Annotated in this window: 18 protein-coding genes; 6 read left to right on the top strand and 12 right to left on the bottom strand. The window is 70.7% G+C overall.

Features of this window, described 5'->3' with window-relative positions:
- Nucleotides 1-98 precede the first annotated feature (98 nt).
- The 5 genes from PGH47_RS12830 to PGH47_RS12850 are packed head-to-tail and all read right to left on the bottom strand — an operon-like array spanning nt 99 to nt 3939.
- A complete protein-coding gene (locus PGH47_RS12830) occupies nt 99-1433 on the bottom strand; it encodes a cytochrome P450 (protein WP_271663535.1) in 1335 nt (444 codons plus the stop codon).
- On the bottom strand, nt 1430-2035 hold the full coding sequence (locus tag PGH47_RS12835) for a GTP-binding protein (RefSeq protein ID WP_030949427.1): 606 nt from the start codon (nt 2033-2035) through the stop codon (nt 1430-1432). Before PGH47_RS12835 ends, PGH47_RS12830 begins: the two co-directional genes overlap by 4 nt.
- Nucleotides 2010-2387, bottom strand: coding sequence for a DUF742 domain-containing protein (locus PGH47_RS12840; RefSeq protein ID WP_107906818.1), 378 nt, complete (start codon nt 2385-2387; stop codon nt 2010-2012). The genes PGH47_RS12835 and PGH47_RS12840 overlap by 26 nt, the downstream gene beginning before the upstream one ends.
- Complete coding sequence (locus PGH47_RS12845; protein ID WP_107906817.1) at nt 2384-2785, bottom strand: roadblock/LC7 domain-containing protein; 402 nt, start codon at nt 2783-2785, stop codon at nt 2384-2386. Before PGH47_RS12845 ends, PGH47_RS12840 begins: the two co-directional genes overlap by 4 nt.
- On the bottom strand, nt 2782-3939 hold the full coding sequence (locus tag PGH47_RS12850) for an ATP-binding protein (protein ID WP_269643312.1): 1158 nt from the start codon (nt 3937-3939) through the stop codon (nt 2782-2784). The genes PGH47_RS12845 and PGH47_RS12850 overlap by 4 nt, the downstream gene beginning before the upstream one ends.
- Before the next feature lie 324 nt (nt 3940-4263).
- Between PGH47_RS12850 and PGH47_RS12855 the strand changes: the two genes are divergently transcribed.
- Complete coding sequence (locus PGH47_RS12855) at nt 4264-5898, top strand: hypothetical protein (protein WP_376055478.1); 1635 nt, start codon at nt 4264-4266, stop codon at nt 5896-5898.
- Here the strand turns inward: PGH47_RS12855 and PGH47_RS12860 are convergent.
- Nucleotides 5852-7903: a bifunctional glycosyltransferase 87/phosphatase PAP2 family protein gene (locus PGH47_RS12860; RefSeq protein WP_271663537.1), complete on the bottom strand. Its 2052-nt coding sequence runs from the start codon at nt 7901-7903 to the stop codon at nt 5852-5854. The two genes, PGH47_RS12855 and PGH47_RS12860, sit on opposite strands and share 47 nt — an antisense overlap.
- A gap of 307 nt (nt 7904-8210) precedes the next feature.
- Here PGH47_RS12860 and PGH47_RS12865 point away from each other — a divergent pair, with 307 nt between their 5' ends.
- Complete coding sequence (locus PGH47_RS12865; protein WP_271663538.1) at nt 8211-9332, top strand: DUF2330 domain-containing protein; 1122 nt, start codon at nt 8211-8213, stop codon at nt 9330-9332.
- Nucleotides 9333-9426: 94 nt separating this feature from the next.
- Entirely contained in the window at nt 9427-10098 is a 672-nt protein-coding gene (locus tag PGH47_RS12870; RefSeq protein ID WP_271663539.1) for an O-methyltransferase, read from the top strand.
- A gap of 15 nt (nt 10099-10113) precedes the next feature.
- On the opposite strand, the gene PGH47_RS12875 is transcribed toward PGH47_RS12870, so the two are convergent.
- A complete protein-coding gene (locus tag PGH47_RS12875) occupies nt 10114-10506 on the bottom strand; it encodes an FHA domain-containing protein (protein WP_030957333.1) in 393 nt (130 codons plus the stop codon).
- A 97-nt stretch (nt 10507-10603) separates the two neighbouring features.
- Between PGH47_RS12875 and PGH47_RS12880 the strand changes: the two genes are divergently transcribed.
- On the top strand, nt 10604-11059 hold the full coding sequence (locus PGH47_RS12880) for a J-domain-containing protein (protein WP_271663540.1): 456 nt from the start codon (nt 10604-10606) through the stop codon (nt 11057-11059).
- On the opposite strand, the gene PGH47_RS12885 is transcribed toward PGH47_RS12880, so the two are convergent.
- Together PGH47_RS12885 and PGH47_RS12890 are read right to left on the bottom strand one after the other, a co-directional pair.
- Nucleotides 11048-11425: a hypothetical protein gene (locus PGH47_RS12885; protein WP_443048484.1), complete on the bottom strand. Its 378-nt coding sequence runs from the start codon at nt 11423-11425 to the stop codon at nt 11048-11050. The two genes, PGH47_RS12880 and PGH47_RS12885, sit on opposite strands and share 12 nt — an antisense overlap.
- A gap of 5 nt (nt 11426-11430) precedes the next feature.
- Nucleotides 11431-12066, bottom strand: a complete 636-nt coding sequence (locus PGH47_RS12890; protein ID WP_271663541.1) for a hypothetical protein — start codon at nt 12064-12066, stop codon at nt 11431-11433.
- A 127-nt stretch (nt 12067-12193) separates the two neighbouring features.
- On the opposite strand from PGH47_RS12890, the gene PGH47_RS12895 reads away from it, so the two are divergent.
- On the top strand, nt 12194-12847 hold the full coding sequence (locus PGH47_RS12895; protein ID WP_271663542.1) for a dihydrofolate reductase family protein: 654 nt from the start codon (nt 12194-12196) through the stop codon (nt 12845-12847).
- A gap of 341 nt (nt 12848-13188) precedes the next feature.
- Here PGH47_RS12895 and PGH47_RS12900 read toward each other — a convergent pair whose 3' ends face one another.
- Nucleotides 13189-15306, bottom strand: coding sequence for an MDR family MFS transporter (locus PGH47_RS12900; RefSeq protein ID WP_443048485.1), 2118 nt, complete (start codon nt 15304-15306; stop codon nt 13189-13191).
- Nucleotides 15307-15464: 158 nt separating this feature from the next.
- On the opposite strand from PGH47_RS12900, the gene PGH47_RS12905 reads away from it, so the two are divergent.
- Entirely contained in the window at nt 15465-16529 is a 1065-nt protein-coding gene (locus PGH47_RS12905; RefSeq protein ID WP_271663544.1) for a peptidoglycan-binding domain-containing protein, read from the top strand.
- Nucleotides 16530-16810: 281 nt separating this feature from the next.
- Here the strand turns inward: PGH47_RS12905 and PGH47_RS12910 are convergent, their stop codons facing one another.
- Both PGH47_RS12910 and PGH47_RS12915 read right to left on the bottom strand, forming a co-directional pair.
- Nucleotides 16811-17491 (bottom strand): HAD family hydrolase, encoded by a 681-nt coding sequence (locus PGH47_RS12910; RefSeq protein ID WP_271663545.1) that lies wholly within the window; start codon nt 17489-17491, stop codon nt 16811-16813.
- A gap of 264 nt (nt 17492-17755) precedes the next feature.
- Nucleotides 17756-18337 (bottom strand): TMEM165/GDT1 family protein, encoded by a 582-nt coding sequence (locus PGH47_RS12915; protein ID WP_271663546.1) that lies wholly within the window; start codon nt 18335-18337, stop codon nt 17756-17758.
- Between the last annotated feature and the right edge of the window lie 172 nt (nt 18338-18509).

Here is an 18509-nt window from a genome sequence, read left to right on the forward strand (position 1 = left end):
ACTCAGATACCCTGCGCAGTCATACCCCGACGCTTTAACGTTCATGCTGTTGCCAGGGGCAGTTGCCTGTTACCTGTGTCACGATCCGGAACCAGGGGTTACGCCCTGACCCACTTCAGGAAGGAACTCCAGAGCCCTCCGCGCTCCTTGTTGGCGTCCGCGTCGGCGGCGGATTCCTGTGCCGTCTGGGACGGCTGGGGCTGCACCGCACGGCGCGGGGTGGTCGGGGTGAAACGGGCCGGCAACTGCGCCAGGGCGCGGTTGAACGGGCCGGGCCGCCAGGTCAGGCTCTCCTCGGGGACGGCGAGTTCGACGTCGGGCAGCTCGTTGAAGAGGTGCTCGATCGCCGCCAGGGTGATGAGGCGGGCCGGCTCCTTGGAGGGGCAGGCGTGCGGGCCCGCGCTCCAGGCGAGGTGGGCCCGGTTGCTGGACTGCCCCGCCGCGGAGCGCGCCGAGGCGGCGTTGGCGGCCTGGAAGCCGACCAGCACCAGATCGCCGGCGCTGAGCTTGCCGCCGGCGAACTCCATGTCCCTGGCCGGGTAGTGGGGCGCGTAGTTCGAGATGGGCGGGTTGTGCCACAGGGTCTCGTCGAGCGCCTCTTCCAGCAGCCCGTTCTGTGCGTACCGGTCGTTGGTCAGCAGCAGGTGCACGGTGTTGGCGATGAGGTTGCGCAGCGGTTCCGCGCCGGCGCCGATCAGCAGCACCAGCTGATGGATCATCTCCGCGTCGTCCAGCTTGGCCGGGTGCTGCATCAGCCAGGAGGTGACGTCGTCGCCGGGCCGCGCCCGCTTCAGCGCGACCAGTTCGCCGACCGCCTGGATCAGGACCTCGTTGGCCCGCTCGGCGTTGATGCCGTCGAAGATGCCGGAGACGCCGAACATGACCCGGTCGCCGATCTCCGCCGGGCAGCCGAACAGTTCGTTGAAGACGAACAGCGGGAGCTGCTTGGCGTAGTCGTTGAGCAGGTCCGCGGAGCCGCGGGTGCTGAACTGGGCGAGGAGGTAGTGCGCGATCCGGTCGACGTTCACGCTCAGCCGGTGGCTGTCGACCCGGGCGAAGCTCTCGGTGACGGCCTGGCGCAGCCGCAGGTGCTCGGCTCCGTCGGTGAACATGCAGGTGGGCCGAGGGCCGAGCAGGGGAAGGACCGGGCTGTCCGGGCTGATGCGGCCCTCGTTGAGGTCGCGCCAGCGGCGGGGGTCCTTGCGGAAGTCCCCCGGGTTCTGGAGCAGGTCCAGCGCCGCCGCGTAGTCCGTGACGAGGGTCGCGGGCACGCCCGGGGCCAGCTCGACGGGGGCCGTCGGGCCGTGGTGGCGCATGTAGTCGAAGTAGGCCTGGGGGTCGGCGGCGAACTCCGCCGTGTACATGGGTATCCGTTGCCCGCTGCCGTGCGCCGGGCAGCCGGGCGGCGGTGCGGGGAAGTCTTCGCTGGTCATGCGTGCTCCAGAGCGGCGCGTTCCTGTAGGTAGCGAACGAGAGTGATCAGCGCCTGCGCCGATGAGTTCTCGTCACGTGCGTCCATTACGACGACGGGGGTGTCCGGCAGCAGGTCGAGCGCTTCCCGCAGGGCCGCTTCGGTGCGTTCGGGCGTGTGGTCGAAACGGTTGACGGCGATGGCGTAGGACAGGCCGTACTGCTCGATCAGGTCGATCACGGCGAAGGAGTCCGCCAGCCGTTCGGGGTCCACCAGGACCAGGGCGCCGAGGGCACCCCGGGCCATGTCCTCCCAGATCTGGATGAACCGCTGCTGACCGGGCGTGCCGAACAGGTAGAGCACCACGTGGTCGCTGATCGTCAGCCGCCCGAAGTCCATGGCGACCGTGGTGGTGGTCTTGCTCCGCACGCCCTTGAGGTCGTCGACCGCCTCCGCCACCCGCGTCATGTCCTCCTCGGTGGACAGCGGGGGGATCTCGGAGATGGTGCCGATGAAGGTGGTCTTGCCGACGGCGAAGTGCCCGACGACAAGGATCTTCACCGCCGTCTGCGCCTCGCCGCCCCGGACATAGGCGTCCTCATCCAAAACGCGCTTGGAGTCCATCCAGCACCTCCTGGAGAAGTTGTTGGTCGACGAGACGCGCCCGCGGCACGGGCGCTCGGGTGATCAGGTATCCCCCCTCTGCCAGCGAGCTGAGGAGGATCTTGAGCACACCCAGGGGGAGTTGGGTGTGCCCGGCGAGCTCGGCGACCGAGAGGTAGCCGCCGGAGCACATGTCCAGGACGTGCTGCTCCTCGGGGGAGAGCCGGGTGGGACGCTGCCGCTCGTCGCTGACCGTCGTCACAAGGGTGATGAGGGAGAACTTGTCCTCGGCGGGCAGCTGGCGCCCGCGTGTGATGACGTACGGCCGTACTAACTCAGCGGCTTCTGACTCTTCGGGGGTGTAGTCAGTCATGAGCGGTGGCCGATGTCCTCACGGGGTGATGTGGCCAGTTCCTTGCCCAACTGGCCGACCAGTTGCTGCATTCGGAAGGTGATGTCCGCCATGTCGATCTCGGGGGCCGCCGAGACCGCGAGGTAGGCACCCTCGCCTGCGGAGATCAGGAAGACCCAGCCGCCGTCGAACTCCACCAGCGTCTGGCGCCACTGCATGTGCTCGCCGTCGACGAAGAAGCCCAGGGACCGGCTGAGCGACTGCACACCGCTCATCGCGGCCGCCACCGTGTCCGCCGAGTCCCGCCCGAGGTCCTTCGTGCGGGCCATCAGCAGACCGTCGGCCGAGACCAGGACCGCGTGCAGCGCCCCGGGAATCTCCAGGGCACTGTCCAGCATCCAAGACAGGTCGTTCTTCACGAGGTGGTCTCCGGTCCCTTGCGTCCGTCGGCGTGGCTCCCGCGCATCGCGTCCAGGGGCGCGGCGCGGCCGGTCTGGGTCCCCCGTTGAAAGGCGCTCATGATCGACGCCGTCTCCTCGGTGGAGCGACCCGGTGATCGCGCGGTACCGCCACTGCTCGGGACGACGGCCATGGGACGCTGCTTGCGCCGGCGCTTGGGCAGCCCGTCGGAGGTCGTCGCCGGGGCGTCGCCGCCGACTTCGTCCGCCTGTGCGTCGGCGTGGGCGGCCGCGTTCGGGATCTTGGGCTCCGGCATGCTGGTCAACAGCTCCTCCGGAACGAGTACGACCGCACGGACACCTCCGTAGGGGGAGGTGGAGTCGACGGAGACGGTGAAGCCGTAGCGCTCGCAGAGCGCGCCGATCACCGCGAATCCGAACTGCGGAGGGTTGCCCAGGTCGGAGACGCTCGCCGCGCGTTCCCCGGACAGCAGCTCCGCCGCCCTGGCCTTCTCCTCCTCGTTCATGCCGACACCCGCGTCGTCGACCACGATGCAGATGCCCTTGGGCACGGACCGGACGTTGATCTCGACCACGGTCTCGGGCGCCGAGTAGCTGGTGGCGTTGTCGAGCAGTTCCGCGACCGCGAGCGCGATGGCCTCGACCGCCCTGCTGGTGACGCCGTAGTCCACCTGCGACAGGATCTCGACCCGCTGGTAGTGGCGGATCCTTCCCTGCGCGCTGCGGATCACGTCGTAGACCGAGGCGGGGTCACGCTGCCGGCCGAGCCAGCCCTGGCACAGAACGGCGATGGACTGCGCCCGCCGGCCGAACTGCGAGTTCATATGGTCGATCTCCAGCAGATCCCGGAGAATCGGTGAATCTCCGTATTTGCTCTGCAACTTGGAGATGACCAGCTGCTGTTCGGCCGCAAGGCCCTGAAGTGTCCGCATCGCGGACTTCAGCACGGTTTTGGTCTCTTCGCCGGCCCGTTCCTCGGTCTGCCGGACGATCGCGTCGTATCCGCCCTCGAGATCGACGTACGAGGACTTGAGCTCGTCGTTCCGCTTGCGTAACTTTCGTATCGCCTTCTGCTGGCGAACAATGATCGTGGCCGCTGCAGGGGCGCCGACAACGAGCCCCCAGATCGCCGGATCCATCACGTATTGCGTCATAAGACTCTCTTCGAGCGACAGAAGCCCCGTTGCTGGAAACCCGCCCGGTCGACCCGGGGGGCGGCAGTACACACGGGCTTGCCGACAGGGGCTCGCCCTTGCCGCCGAGACGTTTCGCCCCGGAGCTCGCGGCCTGCCTGGCAAGTGCAGGGAGCATATCACCGGAGTTGACTGACGCTTCGTCAAATACCTGGTCAATGCCCTCAGTTGGCGGAGATTCGGGTGCCGGGAGATGAAGAATTCGTGTACTCGCCTGTCGCGTCTGGTAACCCGCGGCCGATACCGCCAATGAACGTACCGACCCGAAACCGCGTCTTGGCTCACATGGTCCCTGCCGAACTCACGCGTACCAGACCCGCGCCCCCGGCGTCCGAAGCCGGGCAGTCGCTCCCGCGCACCCTGTGGCACCGCCACAGGGTGCCGTTGCTCGCCACGCTCCCCGCGCTCCCCCTGTACGCGATCTGGTGGGCGTTCCTCGCCACCGGCGGCGGAGACCTCGCGGCGCAGTACGCCTGGGCCGGCTTCGCGGCCCGGCACGGTGATTCCGCTTACAACCTTTTCTGGTACGGAGGCACGCACACCGCCAACTACAGCCTCATATCCCCCTACTTGATGGCCGCCGTCGGCGTGCGGGCCCTCACCGTCGTCTCCGGCATCGCCGCCACCTGGCTCGCGGCCGTGCTCATGGAGCGCGCCGGCCTGCGAAGACCCCTCGGCCCGGCTCTGCTCGCGTCGTTCGCCCTCTGGTGCAACGTGGCCTCCGGCCGCACCACCTTCGCCCTCGGTGTCGCCTTCGGGCTCGCCGCGTGCCTGATGCTCACCCGCGACCGGCGGATCGTCCTCGCCGCCGCCTACGCCGCCCTCGCGACCATGGCCAGCCCCGTGGCCGGGCTGTTCCTGGTCGTCGTGGGCGCCGCCTTCCTCGTCACCCGCGACTGGCCCCGCGCCCTCGCCCTGCTCCTGCCGCCCGCCCTCACTGTCGGCCTGACCACCCTGCTGTTCCCCTTCAAGGGCGAGCAGCTGATGTTCGCCGGACGAATATGGCCGCCGTTCCTCTTCGGCCTGGCCGTCACCTTCCTCGCCCCGCGCTCCTGGCGCGTCGCCCGCATCAGCGGTGCCGTGTACGCGGCGGGGACCGTCCTGACGTATCTCATCGCCTCCCCCATAGGCACCAACGTCGAGCGCTTCGCCGAGCTGTTCGCGCCCGCCGCGCTCCTCGCCGTCCTGCTCGCCCAGCCGCAGCTCGCGAAGGTCCGCCGGAACCTGCTGGTCACCGCCCTGGTCCTGTCCGTCGCCTGGGTCGGCAAGAAGACCGCCGACGACCTGTACGTCTCCACCACCGTGCCGGCCTGGGCCGCCGAGACCCACGGCGTGGTCCGCGCCCTGGACCACCTAGGCGCCGACCGCACCCGCGTCGAGGTCGTTCCCGCCCGCAACCACCGCGAGGCCAGCGGACTCGCCCCGCACGTGAACATGGCCCGCGGCTGGAACCGCCAGCTCGACATGGAGCGGGCCCGGCTGTTCTACGACGGGTCCTTCTCGGCCACCACCTACCGGGCCTGGCTGGACCGCTGGGCCGTCGGATTCGTGGTGCTGCCGCTGGGCAAGCCCGACGGGTACGCCAAGGTCGAGGCACAGCTGGTGCGCGACAACCGGCCCGAGTGGCTGGAGCCGGTGTGGCAGGACGCCCACTGGAAGGTGTTCCGGGTGCGCGACGCGCAGCCGCTGGTGAGCGAGCCCGCGACCGTCGTGTCGACGTCCAGCGTCGACGTCGTCGTCCGCATGTCACGGCCGGGCAGCGCCACCGTACGCATCGCCTACTCGCAGTGGCTGCACACCGACGGCGGCGGTTGCCTGAAGCCGCAGGGCGAGTTCACCCGGCTCACCGTGTCCGCGCCCGGCGAGTACCGGATCAGCTCGGAGTACGGTCCTTCACCGGCGCCCGGGAGTCGCTGCTGACCTCTTCGGCCCGCGCCGTCACCGCCTTGGCGCGCGGGCCCTGGAACAGGTACGTCACCGCGAAGCCGGCGCCCACCACGGCCGCGCCGCCGACCGCGTCCAGCACCCAGTGGTTGCCGGTGACGACGATCGCGGTGACCGTGAACAGCGGGTGCAGCAGGCCGAGGGCCTTCATCCACCATCGTGGGGCGAGGATCAGGATGACCAGGCCGCACCACAGGGACCAGCCGAAGTGCAGTGAGGGCATCGCCGCGTACTGGTTGGTGAGCTCGGTCAGCGTGCCGTAGTCGGGCTGGGTGAAGTCCTGCGGGCCGTGCACCGTGTCGATGAAGCCGAGGCCGGGCATCAGGCGCGGCGGGGCGAGCGGGTAGAGCCAGAAGCCGATCAGGGCGAAGACGGTGGCGAAGCCGATCGCGGTGCGCGCCCAGCGGTAGTCGACGGGGCGGCGCCAGTACAGGACGGCGAGGATCGCCAGCGGGACGCCGAAGTGGAACGACTCGTAGTAGAAGTCGAAGAAGCTCCGCAGCCAGTCGACCCCCACGACCGCGTGGTTGGCCCAGTGCTCGATGTCGATGCCCAGGGCACGTTCGACGGAGTGGATCTCCTCGCCGTGCTGCTCGGCGGTGACCCGGCCGGCCGAGTTGGAGCCGCCGGCCGCGGCCAGCCTGATCTGGGCGTAGGCGTAGTAGGTGACCCGGATCAGCAGCAGCTCGAAGAGCAGGTTCGGGCGGCTGATCACCCGGCGCAGGAACGGCACCAGCGGGATGTGCCGGAAGCGTGCGGGGACCTTGTCGGCGTACCTGGTCGGGACCGGTGTCTGCCAGTAGGGCGAGGTGCGCGACAGGAACGGCACGACGGCCGCCGTGGCGATGGCGGCGAGCAGGACGAGGTCGGCGCGCAGCGGGTGCAGGATCAGCTTGTCCGGCACCATCATCTTCGCCGGCAGGGTCATCACCAGCACGATCGCGACCGGCCAGACGTACCGGTCGGAGGCCCGTCTGCCGACCTGCCCGACGACCGCCAGCAGCACCCACAGCAGCTGGTGCTGCCAGGCGGTGGGCGACACGACGATGGCCGCGCAGCCGGTGATGGCGACGGCCAGCAGGAGCTGCCCGTCGTGGGCGTAGCGCACGGCACGGCGCACCGCCAGGGCGGCGACGCCGGCGCCGAGCAGCAGGAAGAGGACGATCTCCAGGGGCCCGGTCAGCCCGAGCCGCAGCAGGGCGCCGTGCAGGGACTGGTTGCCGAGGTCGTCGGCACGTCCGCCGAGGCCGACGCCCGCCATGTGGTGCACCCAGTAGGTGTACGAGTCGCTCGGCATCGCCACCCAGGCGACCGCCGTGCACGCGGCGAACGTGACGCCCGTGGAGAGCGCGGCCCGGCGACGGCCGGTGAACCACAGCAGCGGCGTGAACAGCAGCAGGGTGGGCTGGAGGGCGGCGGCGACGCCGATGAGCACGCCGCTGGCCCGCTCGCCGCGCACGGCGAAGCAGCCGAGCAGGACGAGCAGGACCGGCATGATGCTGGTCTGGCCGAGGTAGAGCGTGTTGCGCACCGGCAGCGACAGCATCAGCAGGCTGATCGCGACGGGCGCGGCGAGCAGTGAGGTGCGCCGGCTGACCGGCTGCGGCAGGGCACGGGCGGCGACCAGGCCGAGGACGACGACCAGCAGCAGGGTGCCGAAGGTCCAGCCCCAGCCGAGGGCCTGCTCCGCGGCGCGGGTGAGCGGTTTCAGGACGAGTCCGCCGAACGGGGTACCGGTGAACTCGGTCGAGTCGTACAGCGAACCCTTCACGTGCAGGACGCCGTCCGGTCCGACCCAGGTCTCCAGGTCCGTCAGCCGCTCCCCGCGCGGGGTGCCGAGGACGACGGCGACCTCCCGCAGGGCGAGGATCGCGACGATCAGCCACAGGCCGAGCCGCGCCACGCGTACGCGCGCCTGGACCGCGCCGACGGCCGTCGCCCCGATGGCCTCCGGTCGCCCACCATGATCCGCATTCGCCACGCCTCGTCGGCCTCCCGCCCCGATTCGTCCCACGCGTCCCATGCGTCAAGATCCTTACGGACCAAGTGGGGCTCGCACCACCCCGGGGAGAGACGCAGGCAACCCCCGATTCACCTGACGTCCGCTCTCCTTTTGTCCGGATGACGATAGTCGGAGCGGGATTCGGACGCCTCCGCTGGGGGCGGCGTGGCTCACATCCGGCGGCCCCGGCCACAGAACCGGATCATCCGCCGTACCGTCTGAAGCCCTGTCGCCGGCGGGGCTTCGGAGGGCCGGCCGGTACGGAGGACGGAGGGGGCTGGACACGATGGCTGAATTACTGCGGCAAGGGGCACGCGGGCGGGCTCTGGCCGTCGTCCTGGCGCTGCTCGCCCTCCAGCTCGGCCAGCTCGTGGCGCCCGCGTGGGCGTGCGGCTGCGGCGCCATGGTGCCCGGCGACACACGCCGGGTGGCCGTCGGCCGGGAGGAGTCCGTGGTCCGCTGGGACGGGGCACGGGAGCAGGTCGTGATGCGCCTGACCGTCGACGGGGACGCCGAGCGCGTCGCGTGGATCATGCCGGTGCCGGGACGTGCGACGGTCCGCCTCGGCGACCCGGCGCTCTTCGACGAGCTGCACGAGGTCACCGCCCCCGTGCACCGCACGCGGTACCACTTCTGGCCGCAGGACGGCGACTGGCCGCTGGTGGCCGACGACGACACCGCGGGTGCCCCGCCACCGCCCGGCGCCGGAGCGCCCGTGGGCGTGGTCGGCCGGCAGCGGCTCGGCCCCTTCGAGGTGGCCCGGCTGACGGCCACCGACCCGGCCGCGCTGGACGGCTGGCTCGACGCCAACGGCTTCGCCCTGCCGCCCCGGCTGGCGGGCGCCCTGCGGCCGTACGTCGACCGGCGCTGGGAGTACGTGGCCGTGAAGCTGACCCCGCGGACCGGTGGGACGGCACTCACCGGCGCCCTGGACCCCCTGCACCTGACCTTCCGCACCGACGAGCCGGTCTACCCGATGCGCCTGTCGCGGCTGGCCGCCACCCCGCAGTCCCTGGGCCTGTACGTGCTCGCCGCGCACCGGATGGAACCGGCGTCCCGGATCGGCGGCGAACGCCCCCGGGTCACGTACGCCGGACGGGTGACGGCACGGACCGGCCCGCTGGCGGAGCTGGCGGCGGGAGCGCCGTTCCTGACGGCGATCGGCCAGGAGTTCCCGTCCCCCGAACGCATCTCCGGCGACCACGTGCTGCGCCGGGCGGCGGCCGACGACACCTTCCGGCAGGTCATCCACGAGGACCGGCTGCGCACGCTGGCCGGCGTCCCCCTGTGGCTGCTGACGGTCACCACGGCCCTCGTCGCGGCGATCGCGGGGGCGGCGGTGTTCGCCGTACGACGCACCCGGCCCCGTCTCCCCGAGATGTCACGGCCGCCTGCGGCGAGCGGCTGAATCCACCATCCTGGAATTCCGGACTCCGGACCGGTGAGAGATCGTCGGTAGTGCCACTCGGTGCTTTCCAACCGGCCATACGAAAGGCAAGGCGATGAGCGAGCCGCAGGTCTGGGACGACGTCGACGAGTACTTCTCCTCCCAGCTCTCACCCGACGACGAGATCCTCCTGGCGGCCCTGCGCGACAGCGAGGCGGCCGGACTGCCGGCCATCGGCGTCACCGCGACACAGGGCAAGCTGCTTCAGCTCCTCGCCCAGATCCAGGGCGCCCGCAACATCCTGGAGATCGGCACCCTCGGCGGCTACAGCACCATCTGGATGGCCCGCGCCCTGCCCTCCGACGGCCGTCTGATCTCGCTGGAGTACAGCGCCAAGTACGCCGAGGTCGCCTCCCGCAACATCGCGCGGGCCGGCCTGGACAAGGTCGTCGAGGTCCGGGTCGGCCCGGCCCTGGAGTCCCTGCCGAAGCTGGCCGACGAGAACCCCGCCCCCTTCGACCTGGTCTTCATCGACGCCGACAAGGCCAACAACCCGCACTACGTCGACTGGGCGCTGCGGCTGACGAGCACCGGCAGCCTGATCGTCGTCGACAACGTGGTGCGCGGCGGCCGGGTCGTCGAGACGGACAGCGACGCGCCGGACGTGCGGGGCACCCGCGCCGCCATCGAACTGATCGGCAGCCACCCGAGGTTGAGCGGCACGGCGATCCAGACGGTGGGCGGCAAGGGCTACGACGGCTTCGCGCTGGCGCGCGTGCTGGCGTAGCCCCGCCGCCCGGACTCAGGCCTCGTGGTAGAAGCCGACGTTGACGCTGCGGGGGGCGGTGCGGTCGTGGATGACGATCTCGCCGCTGCCGCCCCTCGGCAGCGGCACGGAGCCGCCGTACGCGATCGGCTGGGCGTACTCCCCCACGGTCAGCCGTACCTCGGAGGACGGGTCGGGCTGCGAGCCGCGCAGCCAGCTCACCTGCCAGCCACCGTCCGGTCCGCACAGGAACTCCAGATGCACTCGGGACACGAACAGCCAGTCGTCCGGCGTCGAGAGCCGGCAGACCTGTTTGTCGCGGCCCACCCGCAGCACGGCGCCCGGCTCGCTGGGCGCGTCGGCCATGAGCATGCCGGCCGTGGCACCCTCGTCCGCCGCGGACACGGCGGCCATGGTGAGTTCGAGCACGAGCGCCCCTCCTGAAACGTCCATTACGGCGGCCGTTTTGGCCGCCGACGCCGCATGATAAATCGCCCGGCACTGCCGCGTCCGGCACAATGAACTCATGACCGAGCGAAAGCCCCCCGGTGTCCCGTTCGAGTCCTGGGTCGACAAGCAGATTCACGACGCGCAGGTACGCGGCGACTTCGACAGCCTGCCCGGCAGGGGCGAACCACTGCCGAACGACCTGGAAGCGCCGTACGACGAACTGTGGTGGGTAAAACGCAAGATGGCCCGCGAGGGCCTGTCGGTCCTGCCCCCCGCGCTGGCCCTGCGCAAGGAGGCGGAGGACGCGCTGACGGCGGCGTACGCGGCTCCGTCGGAGCGGGCGGTCCGGAAGATCATCACGGACGTCAACGCCAAGATCCGCGACATGCTGCTGAAGCCGCCGCCCGGCCCTCCCCTGGGCCGCAAGCCGTACGACGTGGAAGAAGTCGTGGGGCAGTGGCGGGAGCGCCGGGCAACGGCCGGGTCAGGTGTGCCGGATGTGCCGGACGGTTCGCGTGCGTCAGATGTGTAGCAGCCGTTCCGCCAGCTCTCGGTAGTCGCGCAGGGCGAGCCGGAGCCGCTCGGTGTCGTCCTTCTCCTCGGTGTCCTGCCAGGACGTGCGCAGGGTGCGACGCCGCTCGCGGACGGTCTCGGCGAACCGGGCCACGATGGCCTCGACCACCTGATCCGCCTCCTCGACGGCGGCCCGGGGACCGTCGACGAATCCGGAGACGGCGTGCTGCAGCCGGAGCTCGAACTTGTCGGACTCGTCGTTCCCCACGAGCGGAGCGTCCGCACGCTCGCTCTTCGTGGTGACTACGGCCCGCGCCGCACCGCCGGTGGGCGCGAGAGCGGGCCCGCTCCCAGCCGGCTCCTTGCCGGTCGTGGTGTCGGTCATGTCACTCAACTCCCCTTCGCCTGACGCCCCGTGAACGACCACGGCATATGGCCGCCGGTCTTCCTCCGCGCTTCGTGGGACTCACGGTGCCGCTCGACCGGAACCGCCACCAGTTCCTCGAACAGCGCACGGGCCTCGACCATGGCCTCACGCATCTCCTCCGTACCCGGCCCGCCTTCGGCCCCCGCACGGGCTGCACGGTGCACCCGGCGGTAGCCGTGCACGCGGCTCGCGTGGTGCACGGACAGCGCGGAGAGCTGCTCCTCGTACTGGTCGCCGTCCGGGTAGCCCCGCGCGTGCGCCAGCTCCGCGAGCAGCCGGTCCGCCTCGTCCACGGCTTCCTTCGGCGAGTCGACGAAGCGCTCCTGGGCCGCCGTCCAGCGAGCCTCGTAGCGCTCGACCTCGGTCGTCTCCAGCGTCCGCTCCCGCAGCCCGCCGTGCCGCTCCACCCGCTGGGCGAGTTCGCGTTCGGCGGCCTTGGCGTCCCCGTCGTGCCGGGCCACGGTCCGCTCGTACTCGGGCCCGAAGCGCCGCTTCAGGCTCCCACCGCCCTGTGCGCCGCGAGTCCGCAGGGCCATGACGGTCACGCCGAGCACGGCGACCGCCGCAATCACGATCAGAATGATCACACCTGTTGACATGCGTGGCGAGTTGCCCGCAATGGGCTCCCCAAACTGCTGCCGACGGCGTGTCGATTCAACGGTTCCCCGATCGACGTCATGGTGAAAGCCACTAGACCCACACGCCGCACACGGAAGGATTCAAGCCATGTCACTGGTCCGGGTCCACAACTTCACCATCTCCCTCGACGGCTTCGGCACCGGCGAGGGCCTGAGCCTCGACGCCCCCTTCGGCCACGCCGGCGAACGGCTGCACGAGTGGATGTTCGCCACTCGCTGGTGGCGCGAGCGGACCGGCGAGCCCGGCGGCAACGGCGGCGTCGACGACGCCTTCGCACGGCAGTTCATGCCCGGCATCGGCGCCGAGATCATGGGCGCCGGAAAGTTCGGCTACCCCGGCTGGCACGAGAACCCCGACTGGACGGGCTGGTGGGGCCCCAACCCGCCCTTCCACACCCCGACCTTCATCGCCACCCAGCACACCCGCCCGTCGATCGAGATGGAGGGCGGCACGACGTTCCACTTCCTGAACGCCTCCCCCGCCGAGGTCCTCGCGGCGGCCCGCAAGGCGGCGGGCGACCAGGACATCCGCATCGGCGGCGGAGTGAGGCTCCTGCGCGACTTCCTCTCCGCCCGCCTGATCGACCACGCGCACATCGTGGTGGCCCCCCTCCTCCTCAATCGAGGCCAACGCCTCTGGGACGGCCTGGAGGGCCTCGAACAGCACTACGCGACCGAGTCCATCGCGTCCCCCAGCGGAGTGACCCACCTGACGCTCACCCGCCGAGACGGAACGGACTGACGGCGGCTGCGGGTGCGTGGGGGCTGGTCGCGCAGTTCCCCGCGCCCCTGAAAGCAGGGCGTTGCAGCCGGCCCGCGTGAAGCCGTGACCGCAGCCATCACAACCGTCCGCGCAGTTCCCCGCGCCCCTGAAAGAAGGGCGTTGCAGCCAAGCCGCGTACGGCGGCAAGGGGACGTGCCGGGGGGTGTCCGCCCGCAGCGGCGGGCGTCAAGACACAGCACCCTTCTGATGCCGGGCAACCGCCCGACCGAGGACGGACACCCCCCGGCACGGCCCCGACCCACCACACAACCGTAGGCGCTACGCAAGCCCCCACAGCCCGCAACGGGCCGCCGCAGGCATCACCGCCCCCCACCGCCGGAGGCACCCGGCTGCTCCCGCTCAGACCCACACAACTCCGCATTCAGATCCTTGACCAACTGAGCCAAATCCGTAGGCCGCTCCGGCCCCCACCAATCCCCCAACAACTCCGCCAACGACTCCTCCCGAACCCGAGCCAGCCGATCGGCCACCACCCGCCCCTTCTCACTCAGCACCAGCTCCAACCCCTCCCGGACAGCCAACCCCCGCCCCTTCTCACTCAGCACCAGCTCCAACCCCTCCCGGACAGCCAACCCCCGCCCCTCCACCTGCCGAGCCGCATCCAGAATCACCGGCAACGGCACAGTGCTCTTCTCGGCCAGCACCCCCGGCTCCACCCACCCGTACCGCTTGATCCGCAGCAACAACCAACTCGCGGCCGGCAACAGGTCGTACCCCGCCCGCTCGGTGATCGTCCGGTACACCTCCCGCCGCCCCTCCCGAGTCCCCAGCACCGACAACGCCCGGCACACCTCGTCGTACGACGACCGCTCCACGGGATTACTGGCCAACGTCTCGGTCACATCGGGCGCCGTCACCGACCCCCGCAGCTTGTCCTCCCGCAGGAACCACGCCAGCACGAACCCGACCACCGCGACCGGCGCCGCGTACAGGAACACATCGGTGATCGAGGACGCGTACGCCTCCAACGCCTCCGGCCGCAGCCCACTCGGCAACTCCGCGATCCCGCGCGGATCCGCCTCCAGCCCCTCCAGCGAGACCCCCTGAGGCAGCCGCACCCCCTGGTACGCCTCCACGAGTTTGTCGTCCAGCCGGGCCGCAAAGATCGTCCCGAAGATCGCGACCCCGAACGACGCCCCGATCGACCGGAAGAACGTCGCCCCGGAGGTCGCGACGCCAAGGTCCTTGTACGGCACGGCGTTCTGCACGATCAGCACGAGCACCTGCATGACCAACCCGAGCCCCAGCCCGAACACGAAGAAGTACACGCTCATCGCCCAGGTGGAGCTGTCCACCTCCAGCTGATGGAGCAGCAGAAGCCCGATCACCGTCACCCCGGTCCCGGCGATCGGGAACACCTTCCAGCGGCCGGTACGGCTCACGATCTGCCCGGACCCGGTGGACGCCAGCAGCATGCCGACGACCATCGGCAGCATGTGCACCCCGGACAGGGTCGGGCTGATGCCCTGCACGATCTGGAGGAACGTCGGCAGATAGGTCATCGCGCCGAACATGGCGAACCCGACGATGAAGCTGATGACCGCGGACAGCGTGAAGGTCCGCACCCGGAACAACCTCAGCGGTAGCACGGGTTCGGCGGCCGTCCGCTCCACCGCCACGAACGCCGCGGCGAGCACCACCCCGAGCAGCGCCAGCCCGACGATCTGCACCGACCCCCACGCCCAGGTCGTCCCACCCAGTGAGGCGACCAGCACCAGACAGGTGGCGACGGAGGCGATGAGGAACGTACCGAGGTAGTCGATGACATGACGGGTCGCCTTGTGCGGGATCCGCAGCACGGCGGCGATGACGACGAGCGCGACGACCCCGACGGGCAGGTTGATGTAGAACACCCACCGCCAGCTCAGATGCTCGGTGAAGACCCCGCCGAGCAGCGGCCCGAGCACACTGCTCGCGCCGAACACGGCACCGAACAGCCCTTGGTACCGGCCACGTTCACGCGGCGGCACGATGTCCCCGACGATCGCCATGGACAGCACCATCAGCCCGCCGCCGCCGACGCCCTGGACGGCCCGGAAGGCGATGAGCTGAGCCATGTCCTGCGCCATGCCGCACAGCGCGGAACCGACGAGGAAGATCACGATCGCGATCTGGAACAGGCGTTTGCGCCCGTACTGGTCACCGAGCTTGCCCCACAGCGGCGTGGCGGCCGTGGACGCCAGCAGATACGCCGTCACCACCCACGACAGGTGCTCGAGCCCTCCGAGGTCGCTGACGATGGTGGGCAGCGCGGTGGACACGATCGTCTGGTCGAGCGCGGCGAGCAGCATCCCGAGGAGCAGCGCGCCGATGGACACGAGGACATTGCCGGGCACGTTCTCGTGCGCCGCGGCGCGCCGTTCCGGGGGCTGCGCGTCACGCACATTTCCCGTCATACCGTGCGCGTCCCCGGCCATGAAGACCTCCCGAGGGTCTCGTTACCCCCTCCATCATGATCGCTGTGTCCCGTTATGGCCCGTCGAGTCCCATTGGAATCGTCCCTTCCGGGGGCTTGGGGAGAGAGCGTGAGGAACGTCTGCATAATCTGGGGAGTTCGCGAGGGAGGGACGAACGCGTGACAGAGCCGAGGGGCACCAAGGGCGCCGGGGATCCACAGGATCCGGGTAGCCCGAACGGTCACCTTTGCCCGGAGTGCGGTACGCCGAGAGCGGCCGACAACACCCCGTCGTGCGGCTGCGGCGAGCGCGCGTCCGAGGCTCTCAGAGACGCCCGTACGGCGGAGGCGGCAGCGGCGGGAGACTTCGATCCGCTGCGCATTCGGCCATACGTGGAGCTGGAGGGCGACAACGCCGCCGAAACGATGCAGCTGCGCCAGGTGGACCCGCGGCAGCCGGCGCCGCCCGCGCCAGCGGCCACCGATGACGCCCAGACTCTCGCCACCCCGCTGGCGTCCGGGGCCACGACCCCGAACGCCCAGGACCTGAGCCTGTTCGAGTCGACTCCGACGACGGCCCCGGCCCCGGCCCCCGCCGACGACGCCGACTGGGACGACTCACCGAGCACGGCCCCCCGCCCCCGACACCGCCGCACGATCCTGCTGGGCGCGGGCGGAGCGCTCGTGGTCGTGATGACGGCGGCGGGCCTGGCGAGCGGCATGTTCACGTACGACGCGCCGTCCCGGAAGACGGCGCTGCCGCACGACGTACGGGCGAGTGTCCCGGTGCCGTCGACCAGCAAGTCGGAGACGACCGCCGCCCCGACCGAGACCGCGACGGGGTCGGCTCCGGCCCCGACCTCCGCGTCACCGTCGGAGAGCCCGACCGAGTCGCCGTCCCCCACCCGGTCGACGTCGTCGCCGAGCCCGACCCCGTCGACGGAACCGACGAAGTCGCCGTCCACGACGGAGGCGGCGACCGACCCCGACGAGGAGTCCCCCGCCGCGCGCCAGCCCACGCCGCCGGTCCTGAGCCGTGGCGACCGGGGTCCCGAGGTCACGGAACTGGAACTCCGCCTCACCCAGCTCGGCCTGTACACGCGGCAGGCGAGGGGGAACTACAACGAGGGCGTGGAGGACGCGGTCGCCCGGTACCAGTGGGCACGGGGGATCCAGTCGGACGACTACGGGGTCTACGACCTGGAGACCAGGGAACGACTGGAATCAGAAACCACGGAGCCGTGACGCGGCGCTGCGGGGGCCGTACGCGGAAGAGCTCGGGGCCCGGGGTTCGTCGGCGGGTGCGGGCCGGTGGGGGTCGTTCGCGCAGTTCCCCGCGCCCCTGAAGTTGGCGGCTGTGAGGCCAACCCTCGGATGCGCTGGGAGCTGCGCCTCTGGGTTGGCGGTCGCTGGGCCGACCTTCAGGGGCGCGGGGAACTGCGCGATCAGCCACAGGCGGCCCGCACCCGCCGACGAACCGCCCGCCCCGCCCCCTCAGGCGATGACGAACCGCCCGCCCCGCCCCCTCAGGCGATGACGAGCCGGACCCCGCCGCCCCCGTCCACCGCCTCGACCCGAACCTGCCGCAGGTCCCTCACCAGCACATCAGGCCCGTGGAACCCGGCCCGCGCACCGACCCCCACAACCCGCATCCCCGCGGAGCGCCCCGCCTCGATGCCGGCCCCGGAGTCCTCGAACACCACACAGTCCGCCGGCGCGACCCCCAGCTCGGCGGCCCCCTTCAGGAACCCCTCGGGGTCGGGCTTGCTCGCGCCGACCGACTCCGCGGTCACCCGCACGTCCGGCAGTTCCAGCCCGGCCGCGGCCATCCGTGCCGTGGACAGCGCGACATCGGCCGACGTCACCAGCGCATGCGGCAACCCCCGCAGCGAGGCCAGAAACTCCGGCGCCCCCGGAATCGGCACGACGCCGTCGACGTCCGCCGTCTCCTCGGCGAGCATGCGCGCATTGTCCGCGTGGTTCTGCTCCATCGGCCGGTCGGGCAGCAGCAGCGCCATCGAGGCGTACCCCTGACGCCCGTGCACGACCTTCATCACCTCGTCGCCGTCGAGCCCGTGCCGCTCGGCCCAGCGACGCCAGATCCGCTCCACGACGGCGTCCGAGTTGACGAGCGTGCCGTCCATGTCGAGCAGGAGGGCACGGGCGGTGATCACGGTGGACTCGGTGGGCGCGGCGGTGGCCGTCATCGGCAACTCCAAGGCGAGGGGCGCGGGGGTACAGGGGTGGCCCCCGGAGGGACAAGGTGACCCCGCCCGCCGGTCAGGGAAAACGGGCGGGAGTCACTTTGTTCCTCCACGGTACAAAACCGAGCCCCGATCGCGCCACCGCCTCCAGAAACCGTTCACCGACAGTTCAGCTCCGAACGACCTCCGAACGACCTCCGAGCGACCTCCGGACGGCCTCCGCACGGCCTCCGGACGATCGGACCCGGACGGTCCGCCGCCATCGGCTCAGCCCGCGATCGCCTCGTACAGGCTCCAGACACCCAGGGTCAGCATCACGAGCGCCGCCACCTTGGTGATCAGCTTCAGCGGCACCCGCTTCATCAGGGCCTTGCCGCCGACGATGCCGATCCCGGCCACGGCCCACAGCGCCAGCACCGCGCCGATACCGACGGACAGCGGATCGTCATAGCGGGCCGCGAGGTTGGCCGTCATGATCTGCGTCAGATCACCGAACTCGGCGACCAGGATGAGCATGAACCCGGCTCCGGAGACCTTCCAGAAGGACTGGTTCTCCGGCTTGCGGACCTCTCCCTCGTCCTCGTCCTTCTTCATGAGCAGCACGGCCGCGCCGCCCAGGAAGAGCACTCCGGTGAGCGCGTGCAGGATCTGCTGCGGGAGCAGGGTCAGCACACTGCCGGCCGCCACGGCCAGCGCGACATGCACCGCGAACGCGGCGGCGACGCCCGCGAAGACGTACGAGGCGCGATAGCGCGTACCGAGGACGAGCCCGGCGAGCGCGGTCTTGTCGGGCAGTTCGGCGAGGAAGACGACGCCGAAGACGACCGCCGTCACGGTGAAGCTGATCAAGGTTCCTCAATCGGTCGGGCTACCCCACCGAGAGCAATGTCACTGCGCTACGACACCTCGGCACGGCAGCACACTGAGCGCCCGTGCCGTGCGGCACAGGCGTGCACTGCTTGCCGAAGGTCTCGCTGGCCGACCTCGTGGACGAGGTCCGCCTCCGGGCGCCGGCTCAGAC

The organism is Streptomyces sp. HUAS 31 (genome assembly GCF_028198125.1).
Classification (GTDB): Bacteria; Actinomycetota; Actinomycetes; order Streptomycetales; family Streptomycetaceae; genus Streptomyces; species Streptomyces chartreusis.